This is a genomic window from Pseudomonas sivasensis (genome assembly GCF_052938085.1).
Map to the genome: position 1 here is coordinate 524175 of NZ_CP176442.1, position 24198 is coordinate 548372.

A 24198-nucleotide genomic window follows, 5' to 3' on the forward strand; every position below is an offset into this window, starting at 1 on the left:
AAAGCCCCGTACACTCATGAGGTTTACAACATGACTATTGGTGTAGTCGGTCGTAAATGCGGTATGACCCGTATTTTCACCGAAGAAGGTGTCTCCATTCCGGTTACGGTCATTGAGATCGAACCGAATCGCGTCACCCAGTTCAAAACTGAAGAGACCGATGGCTATCGTGCAGTGCAAGTCACTGTCGGCGAGCGTCGTGCTTCGCGCGTGACTGCTGCTCAAGCAGGTCACTTCGCTAAAGCAAACGTTGCAGCTGGTCGCACTGTTATGGAGTTCCGTCTTGAAGATGGCGACTACCAGGCTGGCGATCTGATCAACGCTGAAATCTTTGCCGCTGGTCAACTGGTTGATGTAACCGGTCAGTCCAAAGGTAAAGGCTTCCAGGGTACGATCAAGCGTTGGAATTTCCGTGGTCAAGATAACACTCACGGTAACTCCGTCTCCCACCGCGTCCCGGGCTCTATTGGCCAGTGCCAGACTCCTGGTCGTGTATTCAAGGGCAAAAAAATGTCCGGTCATATGGGCGCTGAGCGCGTGACCGTGCAGTCCCTCGAAGTAGTGCGCGTCGACGCTGAACGCAATCTGTTGTTGGTCAAGGGTGCTGTTCCTGGCGCTACTGGCGGCAACCTGGTTGTACGTCCAGCGGCCAAGGCTCGCGGTTAAGGGGAAGCTGACATGCAATTAAATGTAAATGACGCTCAAGCGATCGAAGTTTCCGAACTGACATTTGGCGGCGAATTCAACGAGACGCTCGTTCACCAAGCAGTCGTGGCCTATATGGCCGGCGGCCGTCAAGGTAGCAAGCAGCAAAAGACCCGTTCCGACGTTCGTGGTGGCGGTAAGCGCCCATGGCGTCAGAAAGGCACTGGCCGTGCTCGTGCCGGTACTATCCGTAGCCCAATCTGGCGTGGCGGCGGTACCACTTTCGCAGCTCGTCCACAGGATCACACTCAGAAGCTCAACAAGAAGATGTACCGCGCAGCTCTGCGCTCCATCCTTGCTGAACTCGTGCGTACTGATCGTCTGGTCGTGGTTCAGGACTTCGCTGTTGAAAGTCCAAAAACCAAAGATCTGCTGGGCAAACTGAACAACATGAGCCTGACCGATGTTTTGATCGTGTCTGAAGCTGTTGATCAGAACCTGTACCTGGCTGCTCGCAACCTGCCACACGTTGATGTACGTGACGTGCAAGGTTCCGATCCAGTTAGTCTGATCGCATACGACAAGGTGTTGATCACCGTGTCGGCCGTGAAGAAATTCGAGGAGCTGCTGGGATGAACCAGGAACGCGTATTTAAAGTTCTGCTTGGCCCGCACGTTTCCGAAAAGGCTACGGTTCTGGCTGACAAGAAAGGCCAGTTCGTTTTCAAGGTTGCAACTGACGCAACCAAGCTGGAAATCAAGAAGGCCGTCGAAAGCCTGTTCAGCGTGAAAGTAGAGCGTGTTACTACCCTGAATGTTCTGGGTAAGAGCAAGCGCACTGCTCGCGGTCTGGGCAAGCGTAATGACTGGAAGAAGGCAGTTATCTCCCTTCAGCCAGGCCAAGATCTCGATTTCAGCAGCAGTGCTGAGTAAGGAAGGGGTGCATCATGGCAATCGTTAAATGCAAACCGACTTCCCCTGGCCGCCGTTTTGTGGTCAAGGTGGTCAACCAGGAGCTGCATAAAGGCGCTCCTCACGCACCGCTGCTCGAGAAAAAATCGAAGACTGGTGGTCGTAACAACAATGGTCGTATTACCACTCGTCACATCGGTGGTGGCCATAAGCAGCATTATCGTTTGGTCGACTTCCGTCGCAACGACAAAGATGGCATCACTGCCACTGTTGAGCGTATCGAATACGATCCAAACCGTACTGCTCACATCGCTCTGCTGCTGTACGCAGATGGCGAGCGTCGCTACATCATCGCACCTAAAGGTGTGAGTGCTGGCGACCAGCTGATCGCAGGTGCCTTGGCGCCGATCAAGCCGGGCAACGCTCTGCAGCTGCGTAACATTCCAGTTGGTAGCACCGTACACGGCATCGAATTGAAGCCAGGTAAAGGCGCGCAAATCGCTCGTTCCGCTGGTGCTTCGGCTCAGCTGATCGCTCGTGAAGGTGTCTACGTGACCCTGCGTCTGCGTTCTGGTGAGATGCGTAAAGTTCTGGCTGAATGCCGCGCGACCCTAGGTGAAGTCTCGAACTCCGAGCACAGCCTGCGTTCGCTGGGTAAAGCTGGTGCCAAGCGCTGGCGTGGCGTTCGCCCAACCGTTCGTGGTGTTGCCATGAACCCGGTTGACCACCCACACGGTGGTGGTGAAGGTCGTACCTCTGGTGGTCGTCATCCGGTATCGCCATGGGGCTTCCCGACTAAGGGCGCGAAGACTCGTGGTAATAAGCGTACCGACAAAATGATCGTCCGTCGTCGCAAGTAAATAGAGGGATACGACAGTGCCACGTTCTCTGAAAAAAGGTCCTTTTATTGATCTTCACCTACTGAAGAAGATCGAAGTGGCGGCGGAAAAGAACGATCGCAAGCCGGTGAAAACCTGGTCGCGTCGTTCGATGATCCTGCCACAAATGGTCGGTCTGACCATCGCTGTACACAACGGTCGCTTGCACGTCCCAGTTCTCGTGAACGAAGACATGGTCGGCCACAAACTAGGCGAGTTTGCCGGTACCCGCACTTATCGTGGGCACGTGGCAGACAAGAAAGCCAAGCGTTAAGGGGTTAGGAAATGGAAGTAGCCGCTAAGTTGTCGGGCGCTCGAATCTCCGCCCAGAAAGCCCGCTTGGTCGCCGACCAGATCCGCGGGAAGAAGGTGGGCGAAGCGCTCAACCTGTTGGCTTTCAGCAGTAAGAAAGCCGCCGAGATCATGAAGAAAGTGCTGGAGTCGGCCGTAGCCAACGCCGAGCATAACGAAGGCGCAGACGTTGATGACCTGAAGGTCAGCACCGTTTTCGTCAACGAAGGGCGTTCGCTGAAGCGCATCATGCCACGTGCCAAAGGCCGTGCTGATCGCATCGTCAAGCGGTCTTGCCATATCACTGTCAAGGTTGCTGACAAGTAACGGAGTCGAAGAGATGGGTCAGAAAGTACATCCCATTGGCATTCGCCTGGGAATCGTCAAGGAGCACACCTCCGTCTGGTACGCAGACGGTCGGACTTATGCGGACTATTTGTTCGCTGATCTGAAGGTGCGTGAGTATCTCCAAGACAAACTAAAAAGCGCGTCCGTAAGCCGTATCGATATCCATCGTCCGGCACAAACTGCACGTATCACCATCCACACCGCTCGTCCAGGTATCGTTATCGGGAAGAAAGGTGAAGATGTTGAGAAACTGCGTCAGGACCTGACCAAGCAAATGGGTGTGCCTGTGCACATCAATATCGAAGAGATCCGTAAGCCGGAGCTCGACGGTATGCTGGTTGCGCAGAGCGTAGCTCAGCAGCTGGAGCGTCGCGTAATGTTCCGTCGCGCTATGAAGCGCGCCGTACAGAACGCCATGCGCATTGGTGCCAAAGGCATCAAAATCCAAGTGAGCGGTCGTCTCGGCGGTGCTGAAATCGCACGTACTGAATGGTATCGCGAAGGTCGTGTGCCACTGCACACCCTGCGTGCCGACATCGACTATGCCAACTACGAAGCTCACACCACTTATGGTGTGATCGGTGTAAAGGTTTGGATCTTCAAAGGCGAAGTAATTGGTGGTCGCCAAGAAGAACTGAAACCACAAGCACCAGCGCCTCGTAAAAAAGCTGCTAAGTAAGGGGTACGCCAAATGTTGCAACCAAAGCGTACGAAGTTCCGCAAGCAGATGACAGGCCACAACCGTGGTCTGGCTCAGCGCGGTAGCAAAGTCAGCTTCGGCGAGTTCGCGCTGAAGTCTGTAGCTCGTGGTCGTCTCACCGCTCGTCAGATCGAGTCAGCGCGTCGTGCACTGACCCGTCACGTTAAACGTGGCGGCAAGATCTGGATCCGTGTGTTCCCGGACAAGCCGATCTCCAAAAAGCCCCTCGAAGTTCGGATGGGTAAAGGTAAGGGTAACGTGGAATACTGGGTAGCCCAGATTCAGCCAGGCAAAGTCCTGTATGAAATCGAGGGTGTAACTGAAGAGCTGGCGCGTGAGGCTTTTGCCCTGGCTGCTGCAAAGCTGCCGCTCGCCACCGCCTTTGTTAAACGGACGGTGATGTGATGAAAGCGAATGAACTTCGTGAAAAATCCGCACAGCAGCTGAACGAGCAACTGCTCGGCCTGCTGCGCGACCAGTTCAATCTGCGTATGCAGAAAGCAACTGGCCAGTTGGGGCAGTCTCATCTGCTCTCGCAAGTTAAGCGTGACATTGCTCGCGTGAAGACTGTGCTCAACCAGCAGGCAGGTAAGTGATCATGGCTGAAGCCGAAAAGACTGTCCGTACGCTGACTGGCCGTGTTGTCAGCGACAAGATGGACAAAACCATCACCGTTTTGATCGAGCGTCGCGTTAAGCACCCGATCTACGGTAAATATGTTAAGCGTTCGACTAAGCTGCACGCGCACGACGAAACCAATCAGTGCCACATCGGCGACAAGGTCACTATTCGTGAAACTCGTCCGCTGGCCAAGACCAAGTCTTGGGCGCTGGTTGATGTTCTCGAACGCGCTGTGGAAGTCTAAGGACTAGGGGTCGGAGAAATTATATGATTCAGACTCAATCCATGCTCGATGTGGCCGATAACAGCGGCGCTCGCCGTGTTATGTGCATCAAGGTGCTGGGTGGCTCCCATCGTCGTTACGCTGGTATCGGTGACATCATCAAAGTTACCGTGAAGGAAGCAATTCCTCGCGGTAAGGTGAAAAAAGGCCAAGTGATGACTGCTGTTGTAGTCCGCACTCGTCACGGTGTGCGCCGTGCAGACGGCTCTATTATCCGCTTTGATGGCAACGCTGCTGTTCTTTTGAACAACAAGCAAGAGCCGATCGGCACCCGTATCTTTGGGCCAGTGACGCGTGAACTTCGTACTGAGAAGTTCATGAAGATCGTCTCGCTCGCCCCAGAAGTGCTGTAAGGAGATCCGACATGCAAAAGATTCGTCGTGACGACGAGATCATCGTGATCGCCGGCAAAGACAAAGGTAAGCGCGGTAAGGTTCTTAAGGTTCTCGCTAATAACCGTCTGGTTATTGGTGGTCTGAACCTGGTTAAGCGCCATACCAAGCCTAACCCTATGTCGGGCGTGCAGGGCGGTATCGTCGAAAAAGAAGCTCCTCTGGACGCTTCTAACGTCGCCATTTTCAACGGCGAAACCAACAAGGCTGACCGCGTTGGTTTTAAAGTAGAAGATGGCAAGAAAATTCGTGTCTTCAAGTCGACCCAAAAAGCGGTTGATGCTTGAACACTGCTAGGTAGAAGACCATGGCACGACTAAAAGAGATTTACTGGAAAGAAATCGCACCGAAGCTTAAGGAAGAACTTAAGCTCTCGAACGTGATGGAAGTTCCACGCGTTACCAAAATCACCCTGAACATGGGTTTGGGCGAAGCAGTCGGTGACAAAAAAGTCATCGAGCACGCTGTTGCTGACCTGGAAAAGATCACCGGTCAAAAAGTCGTTGTGACTTACGCTCGGAAATCCATCGCTGGCTTTAAAGTCCGTGAAGGTTGGCCGATCGGCGTCAAAGTGACTCTGCGCCGTGAGCGTATGTACGAATTCCTGGATCGTCTGCTGTCGATCTCCCTGCCTCGGGTTCGCGACTTCCGCGGCCTGAATGCCAAGTCCTTCGATGGTCGTGGTAACTACAGCATGGGCGTGAAAGAGCAGATCATCTTCCCGGAAATCGACTACGACAAGATCGATGCTCTCCGCGGTCTGGACATCACCCTGACCACCACTGCCAAGAACGATGATGAAGGTCGCGCTCTGTTGCGTGCTTTCAAATTCCCGTTCCGCAACTGATTGGAGTAGGACCATGGCCAAGATGAGCATGAAAAACCGCGAGCTGAAGCGTCAGCTCACGGTTGCCAAGTACGCCAAGAAGCGTGCAGCACTGAAAGCAATCATCGTTGATCTGAACGCAAGTCCAGAAGCGCGTTGGGAAGCTACAGTTGCTTTGCAGAAGCAGCCACGTGACGCAAGCGCTTCGCGCATGCGTAACCGCTGCCGCCTGACCGGTCGTCCACACGGCGTATACCGCAAGTTCGGCCTCGGCCGTAACAAACTGCGTGAAGCGGCAATGCGTGGTGACGTACCAGGTCTGGTTAAAGCTAGCTGGTAAGTACTTTCAGCGTCTAGGGGGTCTGCATCGCAAGATACTGACCGCCGGTGACCTTGAATCTGGAACAAGCCCCTTTTGGGGCTTGTTTCATTTCCGGAGTGTGTCTAAAATACGCGGCTCGCCTGAGCCCGTGTTTTTTACGCTCGGAGATTCTCGGCGACATATGTAGCCGCAAGGCTAATTTTTTTGTATTAGGAGCGTCTAGCCCATGAGTATGCAGGACCCGTTAGCGGACATGCTAACTCGTATCCGTAATGCCCAGATGGCTGAAAAGTCCGTCGTAAGCATGCCATCTTCCAAGTTGAAGGTAGCTGTTGCCAAAGTCCTGAAAGACGAAGGCTACATTGCGGGTTATCAGATCAGCAGCGAAACCAAGCCACTGCTGTCCATCGAGCTGAAGTACTTCGAAGGCCGTTCGGTCATCGAGGAAGTGAAGCGCGTTAGCCGTCCAGGCCTGCGTCAGTACAAGTCCGCTGAAGATCTGCCGAAAGTTCGTGGCGGTCTTGGCGTGTCTATCGTCTCCACCAACAAAGGTGTGATGACGGATCGTGCTGCGCGCGCTGCCGGTGTCGGCGGCGAAGTTCTTTGCACTGTGTTCTAAGGGGGGATAAGCATGTCTCGCGTCGCTAAGAACCCCGTTAAGCTGCCAGCCGGTGTCGAAGTCAAATTCGCAGGCCAACAGCTTTCGGTGAAGGGTGCCAAGGGCACTCTTGAACTGAACATCCATTCGTCCGTTGAGATCGTTGAAGAAGCTGGTGAGCTGCGTTTCGCTGCTCGCAATGGCGATCAACAAACTCGCGCAATGGCCGGTACCACGCGTGCGTTGGTAAACAACATGGTCCAAGGCGTAAGCCAAGGCTTCGAGCGCAAGCTCCAGCTGGTCGGTGTTGGTTACAAAGCGCAAGCAAAAGGCACGGTTTTGAACCTTGCCCTTGGCTTCTCGCACCCAGTGGATTACGAACTGCCGGAAGGCATCACCGCTGAGACCCCTAGCCAAACCGATATCCTGATCAAGGGTATTGATAAGCAGCTGGTAGGTCAGGTGGCCGCTGAGATCCGCGACTTCCGTCCACCAGAGCCTTACAAAGGCAAAGGTGTGCGCTACGCGGACGAAGTCGTCCGTCGTAAAGAAGCCAAGAAGAAGTAGGGCATAGCAAATGACCGACAAAAAAGTTACTCGACTGCGTCGCGCTCGCAAAGCACGCCTGAAAATGCACGAACTCGAAGTCGTGCGTCTCTGCGTGTACCGCTCGTCGCAGCACATCTACGCCCAGGTCATCTCGGCCGACGGCAACCAAGTCCTGGCAAGCGCCTCGACTTTGGATAAAGAACTGCGTGATGGTGCCACTGGCAACATCGACGCGGCCACTAAGGTTGGCCAGCTGGTCGCTACGCGTGCTAAGGCCGCGGGCGTCTCGCAAGTGGCTTTCGACCGCTCTGGCTTCAAGTACCACGGCCGCGTGAAAGCGCTGGCTGATGCTGCTCGTGAAGCTGGGCTGGAGTTCTAAGTTATGTCAAATAACGACCAAAAGCGCGACGAAGGCTACATTGAGAAGCTGGTTCAAGTTAACCGCGTAGCTAAAACCGTTAAAGGCGGCCGTATCTTCACTTTCACTGCGTTGACCGTGGTAGGTGATGGTAAAGGGCGCGTTGGCTTCGGCCGTGGCAAGTCACGTGAAGTGCCTGCTGCGATCCAGAAGGCAATGGAAGCTGCTCGTCGCAACATGATCCAAGTTGATTTGAACGGTACCACTCTGCAGTACGCAATGAAGTCCGCCCATGGCGCTTCGAAGGTGTACATGCAGCCTGCCTCTGAAGGTACCGGTATCATCGCTGGCGGCGCTATGCGTGCTGTCCTCGAAGTTGCTGGTGTTCAGAACGTTCTGGCCAAGTGCTACGGCTCGACTAACCCTGTAAACGTGGTTCACGCCACTTTTAAAGGTTTGAAAGCCATGCAATCTCCTGAGTCCATCGCTGCTAAGCGTGGTCTGACTGTCAAGGAGATCTTCTGATCATGGCTACCGTTAAAGTAACGCTGATCAAAAGCATGACCGGCCGCATTCCTAACCACAAACTGTGTGTTAAAGGTTTGGGTCTGCGTCGCATCGGTCACACTGTAGAAGTCCAGGATACTCCCGAGAATCGCGGGATGATCAATAAGGCTTACTACATGCTGCGTGTAGAGGGTTAATCGATGAAACTCAATGATCTGAGTCCAGCGCCGGGTTCCCGTCGCGAAAAGCATCGTCCGGGCCGTGGTATCGGTAGCGGTTTGGGTAAGACTGGTGGCCGTGGTCACAAAGGTCAAACCTCCCGCTCCGGTGGCACCATTGCTCCAGGCTTTGAAGGCGGTCAACAGCCGCTGCATCGTCGCCTGCCTAAGTTCGGTTTCGTATCCCTGAAAGCTATGGATCGCGCAGAAGTGCGTCTGTCCGAGCTGGCTAAAGTGGAAGGCGACATCGTTACTGTGCAGACCCTGAAAGATGCCAACGTGATCAACGTCAACGTACAGCGTGTGAAAATCATGCTGTCCGGTGAAGTGACTCGCGCTGTCACTATCGGCAAGGGAATCGGCGCCACCAAAGGTGCGCGTTCGGCTATCGAAGCAGCTGGCGGCAAGTTCGAGGAATAAATGGCTAAGCAAGGTGCTCTCTCAGCGCTCGGCAAAGGCGGTATGTCTGAACTTTGGGCTCGTCTGCGTTTTCTGTTCCTGGCGATTATCGTCTACCGAATAGGCGCACACATCCCGGTTCCAGGTATCAACCCGGACCGACTCGCAGACCTGTTTCGACAGAATGAGGGGACCATTCTTAGCTTGTTCAATATGTTTTCCGGCGGCGCGCTGGAACGGATGAGCATCTTTGCACTGGGGATCATGCCGTATATCTCGGCATCGATCATCATGCAGTTGATGACTGCCGTCAGCCCGCAGCTGGAGCAGTTGAAGAAGGAAGGTGAAGCTGGCCGTCGCAAGATTAGCCAGTACACCCGCTACGGCACTGTTGCCCTCGCTCTGGTTCAGGCTATCGGCATGTCCGTTGGCCTTGCTGGGCAGGGCGTTGCGTTCACTGGTGACTTTGGCTTCCATTTCGTCGCGGTATCCACTTTTGTGGCTGGTGCGATGTTCATGATGTGGCTGGGTGAGCAGATTACTGAGCGCGGTGTTGGTAACGGTATCTCGATGTTGATTTTCGCAGGTATCGTCGCCGGTCTTCCGAGAGCGATTGGGCAGTCTTTCGAGTCTGCACGTCAGGGTGATATCAATATCTTCGCCCTAGTTGCTATCGGTTTGCTGGCAGTAGCGATTATCGGTTTTGTGGTGTTCATTGAGCGTGGCCAGCGTCGTATTGCTGTTCACTACGCCAAGCGTCAGCAGGGCCGTAAGGTCTTTGCTGCGCAGACTAGCCACTTGCCGCTGAAAGTGAATATGGCCGGTGTTATTCCGGCAATTTTCGCGAGCAGCATTTTGCTGTTTCCGGCTTCGTTGGGTACCTGGTTTGGCCAGTCTGAAAATATGGGCTGGCTGCAGGACCTCTCTCAGTCGATCGCTCCTGGTCAGCCGTTGAATATTCTGCTGTTTAGTGCAGGGATTATTTTCTTCTGCTTCTTCTATACGGCGTTGATGTTCAATCCGAAAGACGTAGCGGAAAACCTGAAGAAGTCCGGTGCCTTTATTCCGGGTATCCGTCCAGGTGAGCAGTCTGCGCGCTACATTGATGGCGTTCTGACTCGTTTGACCCTGTTCGGTGCTCTATATATGACGGCCGTCTGCCTGTTGCCCCAGTTCCTTGTGGTTGCAGCAAACGTTCCGTTCTACCTTGGCGGGACCTCGTTGCTGATCGTGGTCGTGGTTGTGATGGACTTCATGTCCCAAGTACAATCGCACCTCGTTTCGCACCAGTACGAATCCCTGATGAAGAAAGCCAACCTGAAGGGTTACGGCAGCGGCATGTTGCGCTGAGTACCCATAAGGTTCGAGGAGTTGGTGATGAAAGTTCGTGCATCGGTGAAAAAGCTGTGCCGTAACTGCAAGATTATTCGCCGCGAAGGTGTTGTTCGAGTAATTTGCAGCGCGGAACCGCGTCACAAACAGCGCCAAGGCTGAGTGTGATCCGCTTGAAGCCCGGCAGCTAGTGCGCTGCCGGGTTGATTATTTGTTATTACAGCGATATTATCTCGCGCCCTATTTCTTGGCTTCCGGGGCGTAGGTAGCTGTCAATTGGAGTCCCACTGAATGGCCCGTATTGCAGGCGTTAACATTCCAGATAACAAGCACACTGTTATCTCGCTGACCTACATCTATGGTGTTGGTCGCACTACTGCGCAGAAAATTTGCGCAGACACTGGGGTAAACCCAGCCGCTAAGATCAAGGATCTGAGCGACGAGCAGATTGAGCTGTTGCGTGGCGAAGTGGCGAAGTTCACCACTGAAGGTGACCTGCGTCGCGAAATCAACATGAAAATCAAGCGTTTGATGGACCTCGGTTGCTACCGTGGTCTGCGTCATCGTCGTGGTCTTCCAGTACGCGGTCAGCGTACCAAGACTAACGCGCGTACCCGTAAAGGTCCGCGTAAGCCGATCCGCAAGTAATCGCCCACGCGAATCGACAGGAAATTAATCATGGCAAAACCTGCTGCTCGTCCTCGTAAAAAAGTTAAAAAGACAGTGGTTGATGGCATCGCCCACATCCATGCATCTTTTAACAACACAATCGTGACCATCACCGACCGTCAAGGTAACGCGCTTTCTTGGGCTACCTCCGGTGGTTCGGGTTTCCGCGGTTCCCGCAAGTCCACCCCGTTTGCTGCTCAAGTAGCTGCTGAACGTGCTGGTCAAGCTGCGCTGGAATATGGCCTGAAAAACCTCGACGTTAACGTCAAAGGTCCAGGTCCAGGTCGTGAGTCTGCTGTCCGTGCTTTGAACGGCTGTGGCTATAAGATCGCCAGCATCACCGACGTGACGCCAATCCCGCACAACGGGTGCCGTCCGCCGAAGAAGCGCCGCGTGTAATCCAGGAGATTGTAAAGAATGGCTCGTTACATTGGTCCAAAATGCAAACTCGCTCGTCGCGAAGGCACCGATCTCTTCCTGAAGAGCGGCGTGCGCGCGATCGAATCGAAGTGCAACATTGAAGCAGCACCTGGTATCCACGGCCAACGCCGCGGTCGCCAGTCCGATTACGGCACCCAACTGCGTGAAAAGCAGAAGGTTCGTCGTATCTACGGCGTTCTCGAGCGTCAGTTCAGCGGCTACTACAAAGAAGCTGCTGGCAAGAAAGGTGCAACTGGTGAAAACCTGCTGCAACTGCTCGAATGCCGTCTGGACAACGTTGTATACCGTATGGGCTTTGGTTCGACTCGTGCCGAATCCCGTCAGCTGGTATCGCACAAGTCGATCAGCGTTAACGGTCAGACCGTAAACGTTCCGTCTTATCAGGTTCGTGCTGGTGACGTGGTCGCAGTTCGCGAGAAAGCAAAAAACCAACTTCGCATTGTCCAAGCTCTCGATCTGTGTGCCCAACGTGGCCGCGTAGAATGGGTAGAAGTAGACACTGAGAAGAAGTCGGGCGTTTTCAAGAACGTTCCTGCTCGCAGTGATCTGTCCGCCGACATCAACGAAAGCCTGATTGTCGAGCTCTACTCCAAGTAAGGGCTAGAAAATAGGTGCATCCATGCAGATTTCGGTAAATGAGTTCCTGACACCCCGCCACATTGATGTGCAGGTTGTCAGTCCAACCCGCGCCAAGATCACACTCGAGCCTCTCGAGCGTGGTTTTGGCCACACCCTGGGCAACGCGCTGCGCCGCATCCTGTTGTCCTCAATGCCCGGCTGTGCAGTAGTCGAGGCCGAGATTGACGGTGTGCTCCACGAGTACAGCGCCATCGAAGGTGTACAGGAAGACGTAATTGAAATCCTGTTGAACCTTAAAGGTCTGGCTATCAAGCTGCACGGCCGTGACGAAGTTACGCTGACCTTGTCGAAGAAGGGTTCGGGGGTGGTTACCGCTGCCGATATTCAGCTGGATCATGATGTCGAGATCGTTAATCCCGATCACGTAATCGCTAACCTGGCGTCTAACGGCGCCCTGAACATGAAGCTCACTGTAGCTCGTGGTCGTGGTTATGAACCGGCCGACTCGCGTCAGAGCGATGAAGACGAAAGCCGCAGCATTGGTCGCTTGCAGCTCGACTCTTCGTTCAGCCCGGTTCGCCGTATCGCATACGTGGTGGAAAACGCCCGTGTCGAACAGCGTACTAACCTGGACAAGCTGGTTATTGATCTGGAAACCAACGGTACTCTGGATCCTGAAGAGGCTATCCGCCGCGCTGCAACCATTCTGCAACAGCAGTTGGCTGCGTTCGTCGACCTCAAAGGTGACAGTGAACCAGTGGTAATCGAGCAGGAAGACGAGATCGATCCGATCCTGCTTCGCCCGGTTGACGATCTGGAACTGACTGTACGTTCGGCTAACTGCCTTAAGGCGGAAAACATTTACTACATCGGCGACCTGATTCAGCGTACCGAAGTAGAACTGTTGAAGACTCCGAACCTGGGCAAGAAATCCTTGACTGAAATCAAGGACGTTCTGGCCTCCCGCGGTCTGTCCCTCGGCATGCGCCTCGACAACTGGCCGCCTGCAAGTCTTAAGAAGGACGACAAGGCGACTGCCTGATCGTCGTAATCACCGAACGTGAGTTTGGTAAGGAATGAACCATGCGTCATCGTAAAAGTGGTCGTCACCTGAGCCGTACCAGCTCGCACCGCAAGGCCATGTTTCAAAACATGGCGGTGTCGCTGTTCGAGCACGAGCTGATCAAAACTACACTGCCGAAAGCTAAAGAACTGCGTCGCGTTGCTGAGCCGCTGATTACTTTGGCTAAGACAGACAGCCTGGCTAACCGCCGTCTGGCTTTCGACCGTACTCGTTCGAAAGCTATCGTTGGTAAGCTCTTCAACGACCTGGGCAAGCGTTACGCTACCCGTGAGGGTGGCTACCTGCGCATCCTCAAGTGCGGTTTCCGCGCTGGTGACAACGCCCCTATGGCGTACGTTGAGTTGGTTGATCGTGCTACTGCCGGCGAAGCTGTAAGCGCCGAGTAAGACGACAAGCTGTAACAAAGAACCGGGCCTAGTGCCCGGTTTTTTGTGCGCGTAACAAAAGCGCGATTTGTACAAGTTTTCGGGGTAGGGGCTTGGCACTATGCGGTTGAGGTTGTTGGTAGTAATTTTCTATTGATGTGTGAAATTTAATGAATTTGTACCTGTCATGTTGCTGATCAATAATCCTCCCAAGCCGATTAGCCGGCAGTTCTAAGTCCGACCTGAGGAAAATTGAGCATGAGCCAGAATAAAATCCTTACTACCGCCAGCGGTGCTCCCGTTGCAGATAACCAGAATTCCCGTTCTGCTGGCCCGCGTGGCCCGCTGTTGCTCGACGATTTCCATCTGATCGAGAAGCTCGCTCACTTCAACCGTGAAAACATTCCTGAGCGCCGCGTACATGCCAAAGGGTCGGGTGCCTACGGAACGTTTACAGTCACCCAAGACATCACTCAGTACACAAGCGCCAAGCTGTTTGAATCTGTGGGTAAGCAGACCCCGACCTTCCTGCGCTTCTCAACTGTGGGCGGTGAGCGTGGTTCTGCTGATACCGAGCGCGACCCACGTGGTTTTGCCTTGAAGTTCTACACTGAGGAAGGCAACTGGGACATCGTGGGGAACAACACTCCGGTGTTCTTCATTCGCGACCCGCTGAAATTCCCTGACTTCATTCACACTCAGAAGCGTCTGCCGCAAAGCAATCTCAAAAGCGCACAGATGATGTGGGACTTTTGGTCGCACTCCCCTGAGGCGCTGCACCAAGTGACCATCTTGTTTTCGGACCGTGGCATTCCAGACGGCTACCGTCACATGCACGGCTTTGGCAGCCACACTTACAGCCTGATCAATGCTAATGGTGAGCGTCACTGGGTGAAATGGCACTACAAAACCAAGCAGGGGATCAAGAATCTGACTCCAGCCGATGCTGCACGCTTGGCCGGTACCGACCCCGATTACGCCCAGCGTGATCTGTTCGGTGCGATCGAGCGCGGTGATTTCCCGAAATGGCGCGTCTGCATCCAGATCATGACTGAAGCCCAAGCTAACGCTCACTACGAGAATCCTTTCGACGTGACCAAAACCTGGTCGCAGAAGGAATTTCCGTTGATCGAAGTTGGTGAGCTTGAGCTCAATCGCAACCCGCAAAACTACTTTGCTGAAGTTGAGCAGGCAGCATTCGGCCCGAGCAATATGGTCCCAGGTGTTGGCCTGTCCCCAGACCGCATGCTGCAAGGTCGGGTTTTTGCCTACGCTGATGCCCACCGCTACCGTGTTGGCACCAATCACCAGCAGTTGCCGGTAAATGCGCCGCGCAACCCGGTAAATAGCTACCAGCGTGACGGGTCGATGGCTTTCGGCAACAACGGTGGTGCCGCCCCTAACTACGAGCCAAACAGCTACGCCGATGCACCTAAGCAAGCTCCGCAGTACGCCGAGCCAGCCTTGGCCCTGAGCGGTGCCGCTGATCGTTACGATCATCGGGAAGACACTGACTACTACAGCCACGCCGGGGCGCTGTTCCGCCTGATGAACGATGATCAGAAAGCCCTGCTCACCAATAACATCGCGGGTGCAATGGCTGGGGTTTCCAATGATGTGGTTCAGCGTCAATTGGCGCACTTCTACAAAGCGGACCCTGCATATGGAGAAGCAATCGCAAAGGCATTGGGTGTATCGCTTAACTGACTCTAAACGATAAGCAGAACCGCCCTCACTTGGGCGGTTTTTGCGTTATTTCCGCTACTTTTCTCCGGAAATCTTCACTTTTATGCCGTTAGTCCCGTGACCTCCGAGTCATCATGGTTCAAACTACAGACTTTCAAGCAGGGAGATGTAGGGCGATGCAAGGTCACCCCGACGTAATCGATTACCTCAACACGTTGCTGACGGGCGAACTGGCAGCTCGTGACCAATATTTCATCCACTCGCGTATGTACGAAGACTGGGGTTTTACCGAACTCTATGAGCGTATCAACCACGAGATGGAAGAAGAGGCACAGCACGCTGACGCGCTGATGCGTCGTATCCTGATGCTCGAAGGCACGCCGCGCATGCGTCCCGATGATCTGGACGTGGGCACCAGCGTACCTGACATGCTCGCAGCCGATCTTCGCCTTGAGTACAAGGTGCGTGCTGCGCTCTGCAAGGGCATCGAGCTCTGCGAGCAGCACAGTGACTTCGTCACGCGGGAAATCCTGCGTGTGCAGTTAAACGACACCGAAGAAGATCACACCTACTGGCTGGAAAAGCAGTTGGGCCTGATCAAGTTGGTAGGGCTGGAGAATTATCTGCAATCGCAGTTCTGATTTCCGGCTACTAAAAAGCCCCTGTCACCGCAAAGTGACAGGGGCTTTTTTATGGGGCATACATCAGGCCCGATCACGCTCCAACAGCGGCTTCAAGTAGTAACCGGTGTGGGACTGCGGCATTTCGGAGACTTGCTCCGGTGTACCTACCGCGATGATCTGGCCACCCTTGGAACCGCCTTCCGGCCCCAGATCCACCAACCAGTCAGCAGTCTTGATCACATCAAGGTTGTGCTCAATCACGACCACAGTGTTGCCGTGGTCGCGCAATCGGTGAAGCACGTCCAGCAGTTGCTGGATATCTGCGAAGTGAAGGCCCGTGGTCGGTTCATCGAGGATATACAGAGTCTTGCCCGTATCGCGCTTGGACAGCTCGCGAGACAGCTTCACCCGCTGCGCCTCACCCCCGGACAGCGTGGTCGCCGACTGTCCCAGCTTGATATACGACAGGCCTACATCCATCAGTGTTTGCAGCTTGCGCGCCAATGCTGGAACCGCGTCGAAGAACACGCGAGCTTCCTCGATGGTCATCTCCAGGGTTTCGTGGATGTTCTTGCCCTTGTACTTGATCTCTAAGGTTTCGCGGTTATAGCGCTTGCTCTTGCATACGTCGCACGGCACATAAATATCCGGCAGGAAGTGCATCTCCACCTTAATCAGACCATCGCCTTGGCACGCCTCACAGCGCCCGCCCTTGACGTTGAACGAGAACCGGCCAGGACCGTAGCCACGCGAGCGTGACTCCGGAACACCGGCGAACAGCTCGCGAATCGGTGTAAACAGCCCAGTGTAGGTCGCTGGGTTAGAACGCGGCGTGCGGCCAATCGGGCTTTGGTCGATGTCGACGACCTTGTCTAAATGCTCCAGGCCTTTGATGCTGTCATGTGCCGCCGCTTCCAGGGTGGTTGCACCGTTCAGGGCGGTTGCGCTCAGTGGGAACAGCGTGTTGTTGATCAGTGTCGACTTGCCCGATCCGGAAACACCAGTCACACAGGTCAGCAAGCCCAGCGGAATCTCCAGGTCGACATTACGCAGGTTGTTCCCGCGTGCACCTTTGAGGTGTAGCGCCATCTTCTTGTTGCGCGGCGTGCGTTTAGCCGGTACTTCAATCTTCACGCGGCCAGACAAGTACTTGCCGGTCAACGAGTCCGGGTGAGCCATGACTTCGGCCGGCGTACCCTCGGCAACAATATGCCCACCATGTACGCCGGCACCTGGGCCAATATCGACCACATAATCCGCCAGGCGAATCGCGTCTTCGTCGTGCTCGACTACGATTACCGTGTTGCCGATATCCCGCAGGTGTTTCAGCGTACCCAGCAGTCGGTCGTTATCTCGTTGGTGCAAACCAATGGACGGCTCATCAAGGATGTACAAAACGCCTACCAGCCCGGCACCAATCTGGCTGGCCAGGCGAATACGCTGCGCTTCACCGCCCGACAGAGTATCGGCACTGCGATCCAGCGAAAGATAATCCAGGCCCACGTTAACCAGGAACTGCAACCGCTCACGGATTTCCTTGAGGATTTTGTCGGCAATCTCCCCACGGCGTCCTGTCAGCTTGAGGACACCGAAGTATTCACAGGCATCGCCAATCGGCAGATTGGTCACTGCCGGCAGCGTCTTCTCACCCACCCATACATGCCGCGCCTCACGACGCAGGCGAGTGCCACGGCAATCCGGGCAAGGTTGAGTGCTGAGGAATTTCGCCAACTCTTCGCGCACGCTCGCCGATTCGGTCTCGCGGTAGCGCCGCTCCAAGTTCGGCACGATGCCTTCGAACGGGTGGGAGCGCTTGACGATGTCGCCACGGTCGTTCAGGTATTTAAAGTCGACGTTCTGCGAGCCACTTCCATTAAGGATGACCTTCTGCTGATCTGCCGGCAGTTGGTTGAATGGCACTTCAAGGCTGAATTTATAGTGAGACGCCAGTGAACCCAGCATCTGGAAGTAGTAGACATTACGCCTGTCCCAGCCGCGTATTGCCCCCTCCGCCAACGTCAGCTCGCCGTTGACCAGGCGTTTGATGTCGAAGAATTGCTTTACCCCAAGACCATCGCAGGTCGGGCAAGCGCCGGCCGGGTTGTTGAAGGAAAAAAGCTTGGGTTCCAGCTCGCTGATGGCATGGCCACAGATCGGGCAGGCAAAGCGGGCGGAGAAGATGATCTCTTCACCCGGCTCGTCATCCATCGGCGCCACCAGGGCAATACCGTCCGCCAGTTTCAGCGCGGTTTCGAATGACTCGGCCAGACGCTGCTGCAGGTCGGCGCGCACTTTGAAACGGTCGACCACTACATCGATCGAATGCTTCTTCTGCTTGTCGAGCTTTGGCGCTTCATCCAGCTCATACAGCTTGCCGTTGATGCGTGCGCGTACAAAACCCTGGGCACGCAGCTCTTCGAAAACAGAAAGGTGCTCGCCCTTACGCTCGCGAATCACCGGGGCCAGCAGCATCAGCTTGGCGCCTTCCGGCTGGGCCAGTACCAAGTCGACCATCTGGCTGACGGTCTGGGCTTCCAGCGGAATGTCGTGGTCCGGGCAGCGGGGAATACCTACCCGCGCGTACAGAAGGCGCAGGTAGTCGTAGATTTCGGTGATGGTGCCCACGGTGGAGCGTGGGTTGTGGGAGGTCGATTTCTGTTCGATGGAAATCGCCGGCGACAGACCTTCGATGGTGTCGACGTCAGGCTTTTCCATCATCGACAGGAACTGCCGGGCATAGGCCGACAGCGATTCCACATAGCGGCGCTGACCTTCGGCATACAGCGTGTCGAACGCCAGGGACGATTTGCCCGAGCCGGACAAGCCGGTGATGACAATCAGTTTGTCCCGGGGCAGGGTCAGGTCGATGTTCTTCAGGTTGTGGGTTCTAGCCCCACGAATCAGGATCTTGTCCAAGATGGCCTCGCACGGCGGGCGTAAATAATGCCGGAGTATACGGCTAAAGACTGGATGAATATACACTGTCAAAGTGCCGGGTGCAGCCTTACATGAAAGCTGCGCGGCAAAGCGCCGCATATACCCTCTCAATCGATGGGACTGGTAGAATCGCCGCCGGTTCACACGAGGTTTTTCCATGCACGATCCCCACAGCGAACGCATGAGTAGCGGCGAGACCCGAGCAGCAAGCGGTCTGGCCCTGGTGTTCGCGTTCCGTATGCTTGGCATGTTCATGGTGTTGCCGGTACTGGCGACCTATGGAATGGATCTGGCAGGCGCGACCCCCGCACTGATCGGCCTGGCGATTGGCGCCTATGGCCTGACCCAGGCGATTTTTCAGATCCCCTTTGGGATCATTTCCGACCGCATTGGCCGTCGTCCGGTGATTTACCTCGGGCTGATCGTCTTCGCCCTCGGCAGTGTGCTCGCGGCGCAGTCCGATTCCATCTGGGGTGTGATCGCCGGGCGTATCCTGCAAGGTGCTGGGGCGATCTCCGCTGCGGTGATGGCGCTCCTCTCTGACCTGACCCGCGAACAACACCGCACCAAGGCCATGGCCATGATCGGCATGACCATTGGCCTGTCGTTTGCGGTGGCCATGGTGGTCGGTCCCTTGCTGACTCGTGCTTTCGGCCTGCACGGCTTATTCCTGGCCACCGGCGGCATGGCGTTGTTCGGGATCGTGATCGTGGCCTTTATGGTGCCGCGCTCCACCGGCACGTTGCAGCACCGGGAGTCGGGTGTCGCACGCAAGACGTTGTTGCCGACGCTCAAGCACCCAGACCTGCTGCGCCTGGATTTAGGTATCTTCGTATTACACGCAATGCTGATGTGCAGCTTCGTCGCCTTGCCCCTGGCCCTGGTGGAAAAAGCCGGGCTGCCCAAGGAGCAGCACTGGTGGGTCTACCTCACTGCTCTGCTGATTTCGTTCTTCGCCATGATTCCGTTCATCATCTACGGCGAGAAGAAACGCAAAATGAAACGAGTTCTCCTGGGTGCCGTCGCGACATTGATGCTCACTGAACTATTCTTCTGGCAGTTCGGCGACAGCCTTCGGGCGCTTGTGATCGGGACGGTGGTGTTTTTTACCGCGTTCAACCTGCTGGAGGCTTCATTGCCTTCGCTGATCAGTAAAGTTTCACCGGCGGGTGGCAAAGGCACGGCCATGGGGGTGTATTCCACCAGCCAGTTCCTTGGCTCGGCGTTGGGCGGCATCATGGGCGGCTGGATGTTCCAGCATGGCGGTTTGTCGGTTGTGTTCCTCGGATGCGCCGGGCTTGCTGCACTTTGGCTGGTCTTTGCTGTTACCATGCGCGAACCTCCCTACGTCACAAGTCTGCGTTTGCCGCTATCGCCTGAGGCGATCCGTGAAAGCGGTCTGGTAGAGCGCCTGAAGGCAGTCGTAGGGGTAACAGATGCAGTCGTGGTCGCTGAAGAGGCGGCCATTTACATCAAATTGGACACCGAATTATTGGATCGCGCGACGCTTGAGCAACTGGTCAATCCAGTGCCGACAGCGCGCCCAGCTTAGGAGAACGTTATGGCCCGTGGGGTTAACAAAGTCATATTGGTCGGTACATGCGGCCAGGATCCCGAAGTTCGCTACTTGCCTAACGGTAACGCCGTGACCAACCTGAGTCTGGCGACCAGCGAACAGTGGACCGACAAGCAAACCGGCCAGAAGGTCGAGAAAACCGAGTGGCACCGTGTGTCGATGTTTGGCAAGGTTGCAGAGATCGCCGGCGAATACCTGCGCAAAGGTTCGCAGGTCTACATCGAAGGCAAACTGCAGACCCGCGAGTGGGAAAAAGACGGCATCAAGCGTTACACCACTGAAATCGTGGTCGACATGCAAGGCACCATGCAACTGCTGGGCGGTCGTCCACAAGGCGATCAACAGGGCCAGGGCGGCATGTCCAACTCGGCACCGCGTCCACAGCAGTCGCGTCCACAGCCAAGCCAGCAGCCACAGCGTGAGTCGCGTCCGGCGCCACAACAGGTCGCTCCGCAACCGGCTCCGGATTTCGATAGCTTTGATGACGATATTCCTTTCTAGGATATCGCTCGGAGCAATCCGTAAAGCTTTCCCGAAAAGCCCCATGAGCCCTGCTCTTGGGGCTTTTTTGTTTGTAGGTTCGCATTGAGAACCGCCGACCCACACAGTCATGGATGAACATCGTGTCGAACACACTGCTGCGCTACGTATTGGCCGTCGTTTTGGCGGCCGGCTGCACCGCGTTACACGCAGAGCCAAAGGCTTCTAAAAACCTGATTGTCGGCCTCTGGGCCATGCAGGCATTGAACGAAGGTCAAACGACCGTGGCTGAGTTCAGGTCCGATGGCCAATTGTTGATGCACGCTTTCGACTGCGTGAAATCAACTCGGGAACCGACGAACGTGGTCGCTTATTCCGTGGCTGACAATGGGGAGGTAATCAACATGATATTACCGACCAAAACCATTGAGCTGAAGGTGCTGACCTTTTCTTCCGAGGCCATGCAGTTCACTTCCCGAACGGATGGCATGGAAATCAGGTACGACCTTGAAAAAGTCGACAGCATCGATTCTGTGTGCGAACGCTACCCTCAGCTCAAGGCCGAGCAGGCCCGGAGTACGCCCTACACTGACAGTGATTTCGTCGCTGCCCCAGCCATTCCCGACCATCCGGGTATGGACCGCTACGTCGGCAAATGGAGCTCCAGTAATTTTGTGATGTATGAAATTACCCGAGATGTGAACGGGGTTTTTTACCTGAGTACGCCCAGTGACAAAAACTGGCATTACCTCTACAACGACGTCCACTGGATAGGCAATGCACTGCATTTCCAACGGTATACCTACTCGGACCATGAACAGGCGTTTCGTCTCCCAAAGCACAAATTACTCACCCCTACCAGTCTTGAACCCATGCTTGACGGCCGGATGCGCGAAGACTTCATCCTCAATGGCGATCCGTACATGAGTTTTCTGAAGCGGATGAAATGACGGCATAGAAGATCTCCGGCCCTGGCATTTGTCCTCATGGGTCACACGATTTAGGCTGTAGCCCCTTCCAAAGAACAAGGAAAGCCGCGATGACCTGGTCTGCCAAGCAGTACACGATGTTCGAGCAACAACGCACCCGTCCGGTCCGTGACTTGGTTGCAGCCATTCCAAATAGTGACGTGAAAACCGCCGTTGACCTGGGTTGCGGCCCTGGCAACTCCACTGAAGTGCTGGCCGAGCGCTTCCCTCAAGCACATGTCATCGGCATGGACAGCTCCGACGATATGTTGATCGACGCCCGCAAACGCCTGCCGGAATTGAGCTTTGAACTGGCCGATATCGGCGCCTGGAGTCCCGCGCAAAAATTCGACGTGATCCTGGCCAACGCTTCGCTGCAATGGGTGCCCAACCACAGCACGCTTTACCCTCATCTGGTCAACCAACTGACGACCGGCGGCACGCTGGCAGTGCAAACCCCGGACAACCTCGATGAGCCTGCACACCGGCTTGCGCGTGAAGTCGCGGCTGAGGGCCCGTGGTCTGCAAAGCTTGGTACGGTCAAACACAATGAGCGGTACGCGGCGAGCTACTACTACGAGTTGCTGAGCAAGCACTGCGCTGCCGTTGACGTATGGCGCACGACCTACCTGCACCCGTTGGCGGATCACGGGGCTGTGGTGGAGTGGTTCAAGGGCACGGGATTGCGTCCATTCCTTGCACCGTTGACCGATGGTGAAAAAGCCGCCTTTCTACAGGAATATCAGGCGCGGATTGCCCAGGCGTATCCAGCCCTGGCCGATGGCACCGTGTTACTGCCGTTCCCGCGTCTCTTTATTATCGCGACCCGCTAAAACACCCAGGCAAGCAGCGTTTACGCCGCCGCTGCTTGCGTCTTCAAATACTCCTCCGCCGACACCACGCCCGCATACCCAAACGCCAACGAGGCCATGTACGCGCCATGCACCTGCGCGGCCGGAATCACCTGCCCGTTGAACTCCTGATCGCGGGTGGCGCAGGCATCATGAATCACCGTGACCTTGTAGCCCAGATCCGCTGCGGCCCGCACCACGGCATCGACGCACATATGGCTCATGCTGCCGACCACCACCAGTTCGGTGATGCTGCGTTGTTCCAGCAAGGCGCGCAGATTGGTTTCACGAAACGAGTTCACGAAATGTTTAAGCACCACAGGCTCATTGCTTTCGTTCAGTACCTTTGGATGCAACTGCGCGCCTTGTGACCCAGGCGTGAAGAACGGTGCATCTTCGGACGTGAATTCATGGCGCACATGAATCACCGCATCACCTGCCTGGCGGAACGCCTTGAGCACCTGCGCAGCCTTGTCCGCCGCAGCTTCCACACCATCAAGCGGCCACTTGCCCTGGGGGAAGTAGTCGTTCTGGATATCGATTAGGATGAGCGCTTGCTTGGCCATGGGTTATTGCCTCGTGATGGGTTGATGGGCCCAGTATCTTAGCTGGCGCCGGCGCCGGGGATTGGCTGCACCGACAATAACAGGGGGAAAACTGACAATGGCTGTTGTTGAGCTGGGCGTGTTGATCTACGAAGGGGCGCAATTGGCCGCCGTGCATGGCCTGACCGACCTGTTCGGCGTGGCCAACCGGATTGCGGCCGAGCATCAGTCTGCACAACTGCCGCTGCTGCGTATCAGTCATTGGCAGGTAAGTGCCGATGGCTCGCCGAAAAGGGTATTCGACAGCCACCCAGGCCCCGACCAGCCGATGATGGCCGTGCTGGTGCCCCCGTCGATCGGTGAGTTCACCGAAGAACAAGCGCCGCCTGCGCTGCTGGAGTGGCTTCGTCAGCAGCACGCGACGGGGACCGTACTCGGTGGCGTCTGTATCGGCTCGATCATGCTGGCGCGCAGTGGCTTGCTGGATGGGCGCAGCGCTACTACCCATTGGTCTTCCGCCAAGTCTTTTGCCGCACGCTACCCCTCCGTGCGCCTGGAGGCGGACAAACCTATTGTCGATGACGGCGACCTGATTACTACGGCCGGGCTGATGGCGTGGTCCGAACTGGGCCTGCGTCTGGTTGACCGTCTCATGGGGCCGAGCATCGCTGCCGACACCGCGCGGTTCTTGGTCATCGAACACAGCGACAGCGCCAGCCAGTGCGGTAGTAACTTTGCGCCGATCCTTGGTCATTGCGACGCGGCCATTCTCAAGGTTCAACATTGGTTGCAAGCCAGCGGGGCGGTAGATGTGTCCGTCGCGACCATGGCGCAAGAGGCGGGGTTGGAAGAACGTACTTTCCTGCGGCGCTTTCGCGGCGCCACTGGCTTGAAACCCACCGAATACTGCCAGCACTTGCGTGTGGGCAAGGCGCGGCAGATGTTGGAGTTCACCAACGGCACCATCGACCATATCGCCTGGACCGTGGGCTATCAGGATCCCAGCGCCTTTCGCGCCATTTTCAAGAAAATCACAGGTCTGGCGCCCAGTGATTATCGCAGCCGTTTTGGCGTGTGAATCGTGCAGAACGCCGCGCACTTGACGCCTCGTCGTGCAGAATAAAACAGGCCAAATGCCATCGGTTTTTCAGTAACTGATTGATTTCAAACCGGTCCCGCCCCTCCGTGTTTTGGCCTGATCCCTGCAGCCTTCTTG

General features: G+C 55.6%; 36 protein-coding genes. 34 read left to right on the plus strand and 2 right to left on the minus strand.

The features are described 5' to 3' along the window. Positions 1-30: 30 nt before the first annotated feature. From rplC to bfr, 29 genes are all read left to right on the plus strand, one after another. Complete coding sequence (gene rplC, locus ACKZ62_RS02500) at positions 31-666, plus strand: 50S ribosomal protein L3 (protein ID WP_003194649.1); 636 nt, start codon at positions 31-33, stop codon at positions 664-666. 12 nt (positions 667-678) lie between these two features. Next, positions 679-1281: a 50S ribosomal protein L4 gene (gene rplD, locus ACKZ62_RS02505; RefSeq protein ID WP_017135963.1), complete on the plus strand. Its 603-nt coding sequence runs from the start codon at positions 679-681 to the stop codon at positions 1279-1281. After that, entirely contained in the window at positions 1278-1577 is a 300-nt protein-coding gene (rplW, locus tag ACKZ62_RS02510; RefSeq protein ID WP_002555488.1) for a 50S ribosomal protein L23, read from the plus strand. The genes rplD and rplW overlap by 4 nt, the downstream gene beginning before the upstream one ends. A 14-nt stretch (positions 1578-1591) precedes the next feature. Beyond that, entirely contained in the window at positions 1592-2416 is an 825-nt protein-coding gene (gene rplB, locus ACKZ62_RS02515) for a 50S ribosomal protein L2 (protein ID WP_032884535.1), read from the plus strand. A gap of 16 nt (positions 2417-2432) precedes the next feature. Beyond that, positions 2433-2708, plus strand: coding sequence for a 30S ribosomal protein S19 (rpsS, locus tag ACKZ62_RS02520; RefSeq protein ID WP_003232420.1), 276 nt, complete (start codon positions 2433-2435; stop codon positions 2706-2708). A gap of 11 nt (positions 2709-2719) precedes the next feature. After that, a complete protein-coding gene (gene rplV, locus ACKZ62_RS02525) occupies positions 2720-3052 on the plus strand; it encodes a 50S ribosomal protein L22 (protein ID WP_003103908.1) in 333 nt (110 codons plus the stop codon). 13 nt (positions 3053-3065) lie between these two features. Then, complete coding sequence (gene rpsC / locus ACKZ62_RS02530; protein ID WP_003176422.1) at positions 3066-3752, plus strand: 30S ribosomal protein S3; 687 nt, start codon at positions 3066-3068, stop codon at positions 3750-3752. 12 nt (positions 3753-3764) lie between these two features. Next, entirely contained in the window at positions 3765-4178 is a 414-nt protein-coding gene (gene rplP / locus ACKZ62_RS02535) for a 50S ribosomal protein L16 (RefSeq protein ID WP_003232424.1), read from the plus strand. Then, a complete protein-coding gene (rpmC, locus tag ACKZ62_RS02540; protein ID WP_002555481.1) occupies positions 4178-4369 on the plus strand; it encodes a 50S ribosomal protein L29 in 192 nt (63 codons plus the stop codon). Before rplP ends, rpmC begins: the two co-directional genes overlap by 1 nt. 2 nt (positions 4370-4371) lie before the next feature. Next, the gene (gene rpsQ, locus ACKZ62_RS02545) at positions 4372-4638 is read left to right on the plus strand and encodes a 30S ribosomal protein S17 (protein WP_003176419.1); all 267 of its coding nucleotides are present in this window, start codon (positions 4372-4374) and stop codon (positions 4636-4638) included. A 23-nt stretch (positions 4639-4661) separates the two neighbouring features. Further along, complete coding sequence (gene rplN, locus ACKZ62_RS02550; protein WP_002555479.1) at positions 4662-5030, plus strand: 50S ribosomal protein L14; 369 nt, start codon at positions 4662-4664, stop codon at positions 5028-5030. Between the two features lie 11 nt (positions 5031-5041). Then, entirely contained in the window at positions 5042-5356 is a 315-nt protein-coding gene (gene rplX, locus ACKZ62_RS02555) for a 50S ribosomal protein L24 (RefSeq protein ID WP_003176416.1), read from the plus strand. A gap of 20 nt (positions 5357-5376) precedes the next feature. Then, positions 5377-5916, plus strand: a complete 540-nt coding sequence (gene rplE, locus ACKZ62_RS02560; RefSeq protein ID WP_003176415.1) for a 50S ribosomal protein L5 — start codon at positions 5377-5379, stop codon at positions 5914-5916. Between the two features lie 13 nt (positions 5917-5929). Beyond that, positions 5930-6235, plus strand: coding sequence for a 30S ribosomal protein S14 (rpsN, locus tag ACKZ62_RS02565; RefSeq protein WP_003176414.1), 306 nt, complete (start codon positions 5930-5932; stop codon positions 6233-6235). 208 nt (positions 6236-6443) lie between these two features. Beyond that, entirely contained in the window at positions 6444-6836 is a 393-nt protein-coding gene (gene rpsH / locus ACKZ62_RS02570; RefSeq protein WP_010566853.1) for a 30S ribosomal protein S8, read from the plus strand. A 12-nt stretch (positions 6837-6848) separates the two neighbouring features. Next, positions 6849-7382, plus strand: a complete 534-nt coding sequence (gene rplF / locus ACKZ62_RS02575; RefSeq protein WP_003176412.1) for a 50S ribosomal protein L6 — start codon at positions 6849-6851, stop codon at positions 7380-7382. A 10-nt stretch (positions 7383-7392) separates the two neighbouring features. Then, positions 7393-7743 carry a 50S ribosomal protein L18 gene (gene rplR, locus ACKZ62_RS02580; protein ID WP_003176410.1) on the plus strand — a complete coding sequence of 117 codons (351 nt, stop codon included), beginning with the start codon at positions 7393-7395 and terminating at the stop codon, positions 7741-7743. 3 nt (positions 7744-7746) lie between these two features. Then, positions 7747-8247 carry a 30S ribosomal protein S5 gene (rpsE, locus tag ACKZ62_RS02585; RefSeq protein WP_003176409.1) on the plus strand — a complete coding sequence of 167 codons (501 nt, stop codon included), beginning with the start codon at positions 7747-7749 and terminating at the stop codon, positions 8245-8247. A 2-nt stretch (positions 8248-8249) separates the two neighbouring features. Continuing rightward, on the plus strand, positions 8250-8426 hold the full coding sequence (rpmD, locus tag ACKZ62_RS02590; RefSeq protein WP_003176408.1) for a 50S ribosomal protein L30: 177 nt from the start codon (positions 8250-8252) through the stop codon (positions 8424-8426). Positions 8427-8429: 3 nt separating this feature from the next. After that, positions 8430-8867 carry a 50S ribosomal protein L15 gene (gene rplO, locus ACKZ62_RS02595; RefSeq protein ID WP_003176407.1) on the plus strand — a complete coding sequence of 146 codons (438 nt, stop codon included), beginning with the start codon at positions 8430-8432 and terminating at the stop codon, positions 8865-8867. Beyond that, the gene (gene secY / locus ACKZ62_RS02600; protein ID WP_017736663.1) at positions 8868-10196 is read left to right on the plus strand and encodes a preprotein translocase subunit SecY; all 1329 of its coding nucleotides are present in this window, start codon (positions 8868-8870) and stop codon (positions 10194-10196) included. It begins immediately after the preceding gene. Between the two features lie 27 nt (positions 10197-10223). After that, a complete protein-coding gene (gene rpmJ, locus ACKZ62_RS02605) occupies positions 10224-10340 on the plus strand; it encodes a 50S ribosomal protein L36 (protein WP_002555468.1) in 117 nt (38 codons plus the stop codon). A gap of 129 nt (positions 10341-10469) precedes the next feature. After that, on the plus strand, positions 10470-10826 hold the full coding sequence (rpsM, locus tag ACKZ62_RS02610; protein ID WP_003210063.1) for a 30S ribosomal protein S13: 357 nt from the start codon (positions 10470-10472) through the stop codon (positions 10824-10826). Between the two features lie 30 nt (positions 10827-10856). Then, on the plus strand, positions 10857-11246 hold the full coding sequence (rpsK, locus tag ACKZ62_RS02615) for a 30S ribosomal protein S11 (RefSeq protein ID WP_002555466.1): 390 nt from the start codon (positions 10857-10859) through the stop codon (positions 11244-11246). An 18-nt stretch (positions 11247-11264) separates the two neighbouring features. Continuing rightward, complete coding sequence (gene rpsD, locus ACKZ62_RS02620) at positions 11265-11885, plus strand: 30S ribosomal protein S4 (protein ID WP_003176404.1); 621 nt, start codon at positions 11265-11267, stop codon at positions 11883-11885. Between the two features lie 22 nt (positions 11886-11907). Next, complete coding sequence (locus tag ACKZ62_RS02625; protein WP_003176403.1) at positions 11908-12909, plus strand: DNA-directed RNA polymerase subunit alpha; 1002 nt, start codon at positions 11908-11910, stop codon at positions 12907-12909. A gap of 41 nt (positions 12910-12950) precedes the next feature. Then, on the plus strand, positions 12951-13337 hold the full coding sequence (gene rplQ / locus ACKZ62_RS02630) for a 50S ribosomal protein L17 (protein ID WP_003176402.1): 387 nt from the start codon (positions 12951-12953) through the stop codon (positions 13335-13337). A 237-nt stretch (positions 13338-13574) separates the two neighbouring features. Continuing rightward, the gene (locus ACKZ62_RS02635) at positions 13575-15023 is read left to right on the plus strand and encodes a catalase (protein WP_260368004.1); all 1449 of its coding nucleotides are present in this window, start codon (positions 13575-13577) and stop codon (positions 15021-15023) included. A 155-nt stretch (positions 15024-15178) separates the two neighbouring features. Continuing rightward, entirely contained in the window at positions 15179-15643 is a 465-nt protein-coding gene (gene bfr, locus ACKZ62_RS02640; protein ID WP_032884537.1) for a bacterioferritin, read from the plus strand. A gap of 63 nt (positions 15644-15706) precedes the next feature. On the opposite strand, the gene uvrA is transcribed toward bfr, so the two are convergent. Further along, entirely contained in the window at positions 15707-18541 is a 2835-nt protein-coding gene (gene uvrA, locus ACKZ62_RS02645) for an excinuclease ABC subunit UvrA (RefSeq protein WP_032884538.1), read from the minus strand. A 178-nt stretch (positions 18542-18719) separates the two neighbouring features. Here uvrA and ACKZ62_RS02650 point away from each other — a divergent pair, with 178 nt between their 5' ends. The 4 genes from ACKZ62_RS02650 (at position 18720) to tam (ending at position 22419) form a co-directional block, all read left to right on the plus strand. Beyond that, on the plus strand, positions 18720-20114 hold the full coding sequence (locus tag ACKZ62_RS02650; RefSeq protein ID WP_447096288.1) for an MFS transporter: 1395 nt from the start codon (positions 18720-18722) through the stop codon (positions 20112-20114). A gap of 9 nt (positions 20115-20123) precedes the next feature. Then, positions 20124-20639: a single-stranded DNA-binding protein gene (locus tag ACKZ62_RS02655; RefSeq protein WP_447096289.1), complete on the plus strand. Its 516-nt coding sequence runs from the start codon at positions 20124-20126 to the stop codon at positions 20637-20639. Positions 20640-20761: 122 nt separating this feature from the next. Next, positions 20762-21568, plus strand: a complete 807-nt coding sequence (locus ACKZ62_RS02660; RefSeq protein ID WP_447096290.1) for a hypothetical protein — start codon at positions 20762-20764, stop codon at positions 21566-21568. Between the two features lie 89 nt (positions 21569-21657). Next, positions 21658-22419 (plus strand): trans-aconitate 2-methyltransferase, encoded by a 762-nt coding sequence (gene tam, locus ACKZ62_RS02665; RefSeq protein WP_447096291.1) that lies wholly within the window; start codon positions 21658-21660, stop codon positions 22417-22419. A 20-nt stretch (positions 22420-22439) separates the two neighbouring features. On the opposite strand, the gene ACKZ62_RS02670 is transcribed toward tam, so the two are convergent. Further along, positions 22440-23003, minus strand: coding sequence for a cysteine hydrolase family protein (locus ACKZ62_RS02670; RefSeq protein ID WP_447096292.1), 564 nt, complete (start codon positions 23001-23003; stop codon positions 22440-22442). 97 nt (positions 23004-23100) lie between these two features. Here ACKZ62_RS02670 and ACKZ62_RS02675 point away from each other — a divergent pair, with 97 nt between their 5' ends. Continuing rightward, the gene (locus ACKZ62_RS02675) at positions 23101-24060 is read left to right on the plus strand and encodes a GlxA family transcriptional regulator (protein ID WP_447096293.1); all 960 of its coding nucleotides are present in this window, start codon (positions 23101-23103) and stop codon (positions 24058-24060) included. Positions 24061-24198 lie beyond the last annotated feature (138 nt).

Bases quoted from the DNA above. Each gene is read 5' to 3' on its own strand.
- rplC (WP_003194649.1), top strand. From the start codon at position 31: ATGACTATTGGTGTAGTCGGTCGTAAATGCGGTATGACCCGTATTTTC.
- rplD (WP_017135963.1), top strand. From the start codon at position 679: ATGCAATTAAATGTAAATGACGCTCAAGCGATCGAAGTTTCCGAACTG.
- rplW (WP_002555488.1), top strand. From the start codon at position 1,278: ATGAACCAGGAACGCGTATTTAAAGTTCTGCTTGGCCCGCACGTTTCC.
- rplB (WP_032884535.1), top strand. From the start codon at position 1,592: ATGGCAATCGTTAAATGCAAACCGACTTCCCCTGGCCGCCGTTTTGTG.
- rplV (WP_003103908.1), top strand. From the start codon at position 2,720: ATGGAAGTAGCCGCTAAGTTGTCGGGCGCTCGAATCTCCGCCCAGAAA.
- rpsC (WP_003176422.1), top strand. From the start codon at position 3,066: ATGGGTCAGAAAGTACATCCCATTGGCATTCGCCTGGGAATCGTCAAG.
- rplP (WP_003232424.1), top strand. From the start codon at position 3,765: ATGTTGCAACCAAAGCGTACGAAGTTCCGCAAGCAGATGACAGGCCAC.
- rpmC (WP_002555481.1), top strand. From the start codon at position 4,178: ATGAAAGCGAATGAACTTCGTGAAAAATCCGCACAGCAGCTGAACGAG.
- rpsQ (WP_003176419.1), top strand. From the start codon at position 4,372: ATGGCTGAAGCCGAAAAGACTGTCCGTACGCTGACTGGCCGTGTTGTC.
- rplN (WP_002555479.1), top strand. From the start codon at position 4,662: ATGATTCAGACTCAATCCATGCTCGATGTGGCCGATAACAGCGGCGCT.
- rplX (WP_003176416.1), top strand. From the start codon at position 5,042: ATGCAAAAGATTCGTCGTGACGACGAGATCATCGTGATCGCCGGCAAA.
- rplE (WP_003176415.1), top strand. From the start codon at position 5,377: ATGGCACGACTAAAAGAGATTTACTGGAAAGAAATCGCACCGAAGCTT.
- rpsN (WP_003176414.1), top strand. From the start codon at position 5,930: ATGGCCAAGATGAGCATGAAAAACCGCGAGCTGAAGCGTCAGCTCACG.
- rpsH (WP_010566853.1), top strand. From the start codon at position 6,444: ATGAGTATGCAGGACCCGTTAGCGGACATGCTAACTCGTATCCGTAAT.
- rplF (WP_003176412.1), top strand. From the start codon at position 6,849: ATGTCTCGCGTCGCTAAGAACCCCGTTAAGCTGCCAGCCGGTGTCGAA.
- rplR (WP_003176410.1), top strand. From the start codon at position 7,393: ATGACCGACAAAAAAGTTACTCGACTGCGTCGCGCTCGCAAAGCACGC.
- rpsE (WP_003176409.1), top strand. From the start codon at position 7,747: ATGTCAAATAACGACCAAAAGCGCGACGAAGGCTACATTGAGAAGCTG.
- rpmD (WP_003176408.1), top strand. From the start codon at position 8,250: ATGGCTACCGTTAAAGTAACGCTGATCAAAAGCATGACCGGCCGCATT.
- rplO (WP_003176407.1), top strand. From the start codon at position 8,430: ATGAAACTCAATGATCTGAGTCCAGCGCCGGGTTCCCGTCGCGAAAAG.
- secY (WP_017736663.1), top strand. From the start codon at position 8,868: ATGGCTAAGCAAGGTGCTCTCTCAGCGCTCGGCAAAGGCGGTATGTCT.
- rpmJ (WP_002555468.1), top strand. From the start codon at position 10,224: ATGAAAGTTCGTGCATCGGTGAAAAAGCTGTGCCGTAACTGCAAGATT.
- rpsM (WP_003210063.1), top strand. From the start codon at position 10,470: ATGGCCCGTATTGCAGGCGTTAACATTCCAGATAACAAGCACACTGTT.
- rpsK (WP_002555466.1), top strand. From the start codon at position 10,857: ATGGCAAAACCTGCTGCTCGTCCTCGTAAAAAAGTTAAAAAGACAGTG.
- rpsD (WP_003176404.1), top strand. From the start codon at position 11,265: ATGGCTCGTTACATTGGTCCAAAATGCAAACTCGCTCGTCGCGAAGGC.
- ACKZ62_RS02625 (WP_003176403.1), top strand. From the start codon at position 11,908: ATGCAGATTTCGGTAAATGAGTTCCTGACACCCCGCCACATTGATGTG.
- rplQ (WP_003176402.1), top strand. From the start codon at position 12,951: ATGCGTCATCGTAAAAGTGGTCGTCACCTGAGCCGTACCAGCTCGCAC.
- ACKZ62_RS02635 (WP_260368004.1), top strand. From the start codon at position 13,575: ATGAGCCAGAATAAAATCCTTACTACCGCCAGCGGTGCTCCCGTTGCA.
- bfr (WP_032884537.1), top strand. From the start codon at position 15,179: ATGCAAGGTCACCCCGACGTAATCGATTACCTCAACACGTTGCTGACG.
- ACKZ62_RS02650 (WP_447096288.1), top strand. From the start codon at position 18,720: ATGCACGATCCCCACAGCGAACGCATGAGTAGCGGCGAGACCCGAGCA.
- ACKZ62_RS02655 (WP_447096289.1), top strand. From the start codon at position 20,124: ATGGCCCGTGGGGTTAACAAAGTCATATTGGTCGGTACATGCGGCCAG.
- tam (WP_447096291.1), top strand. From the start codon at position 21,658: ATGACCTGGTCTGCCAAGCAGTACACGATGTTCGAGCAACAACGCACC.
- ACKZ62_RS02670 (WP_447096292.1), bottom strand. From the start codon at position 23,003: ATGGCCAAGCAAGCGCTCATCCTAATCGATATCCAGAACGACTACTTC.
- ACKZ62_RS02675 (WP_447096293.1), top strand. From the start codon at position 23,101: ATGGCTGTTGTTGAGCTGGGCGTGTTGATCTACGAAGGGGCGCAATTG.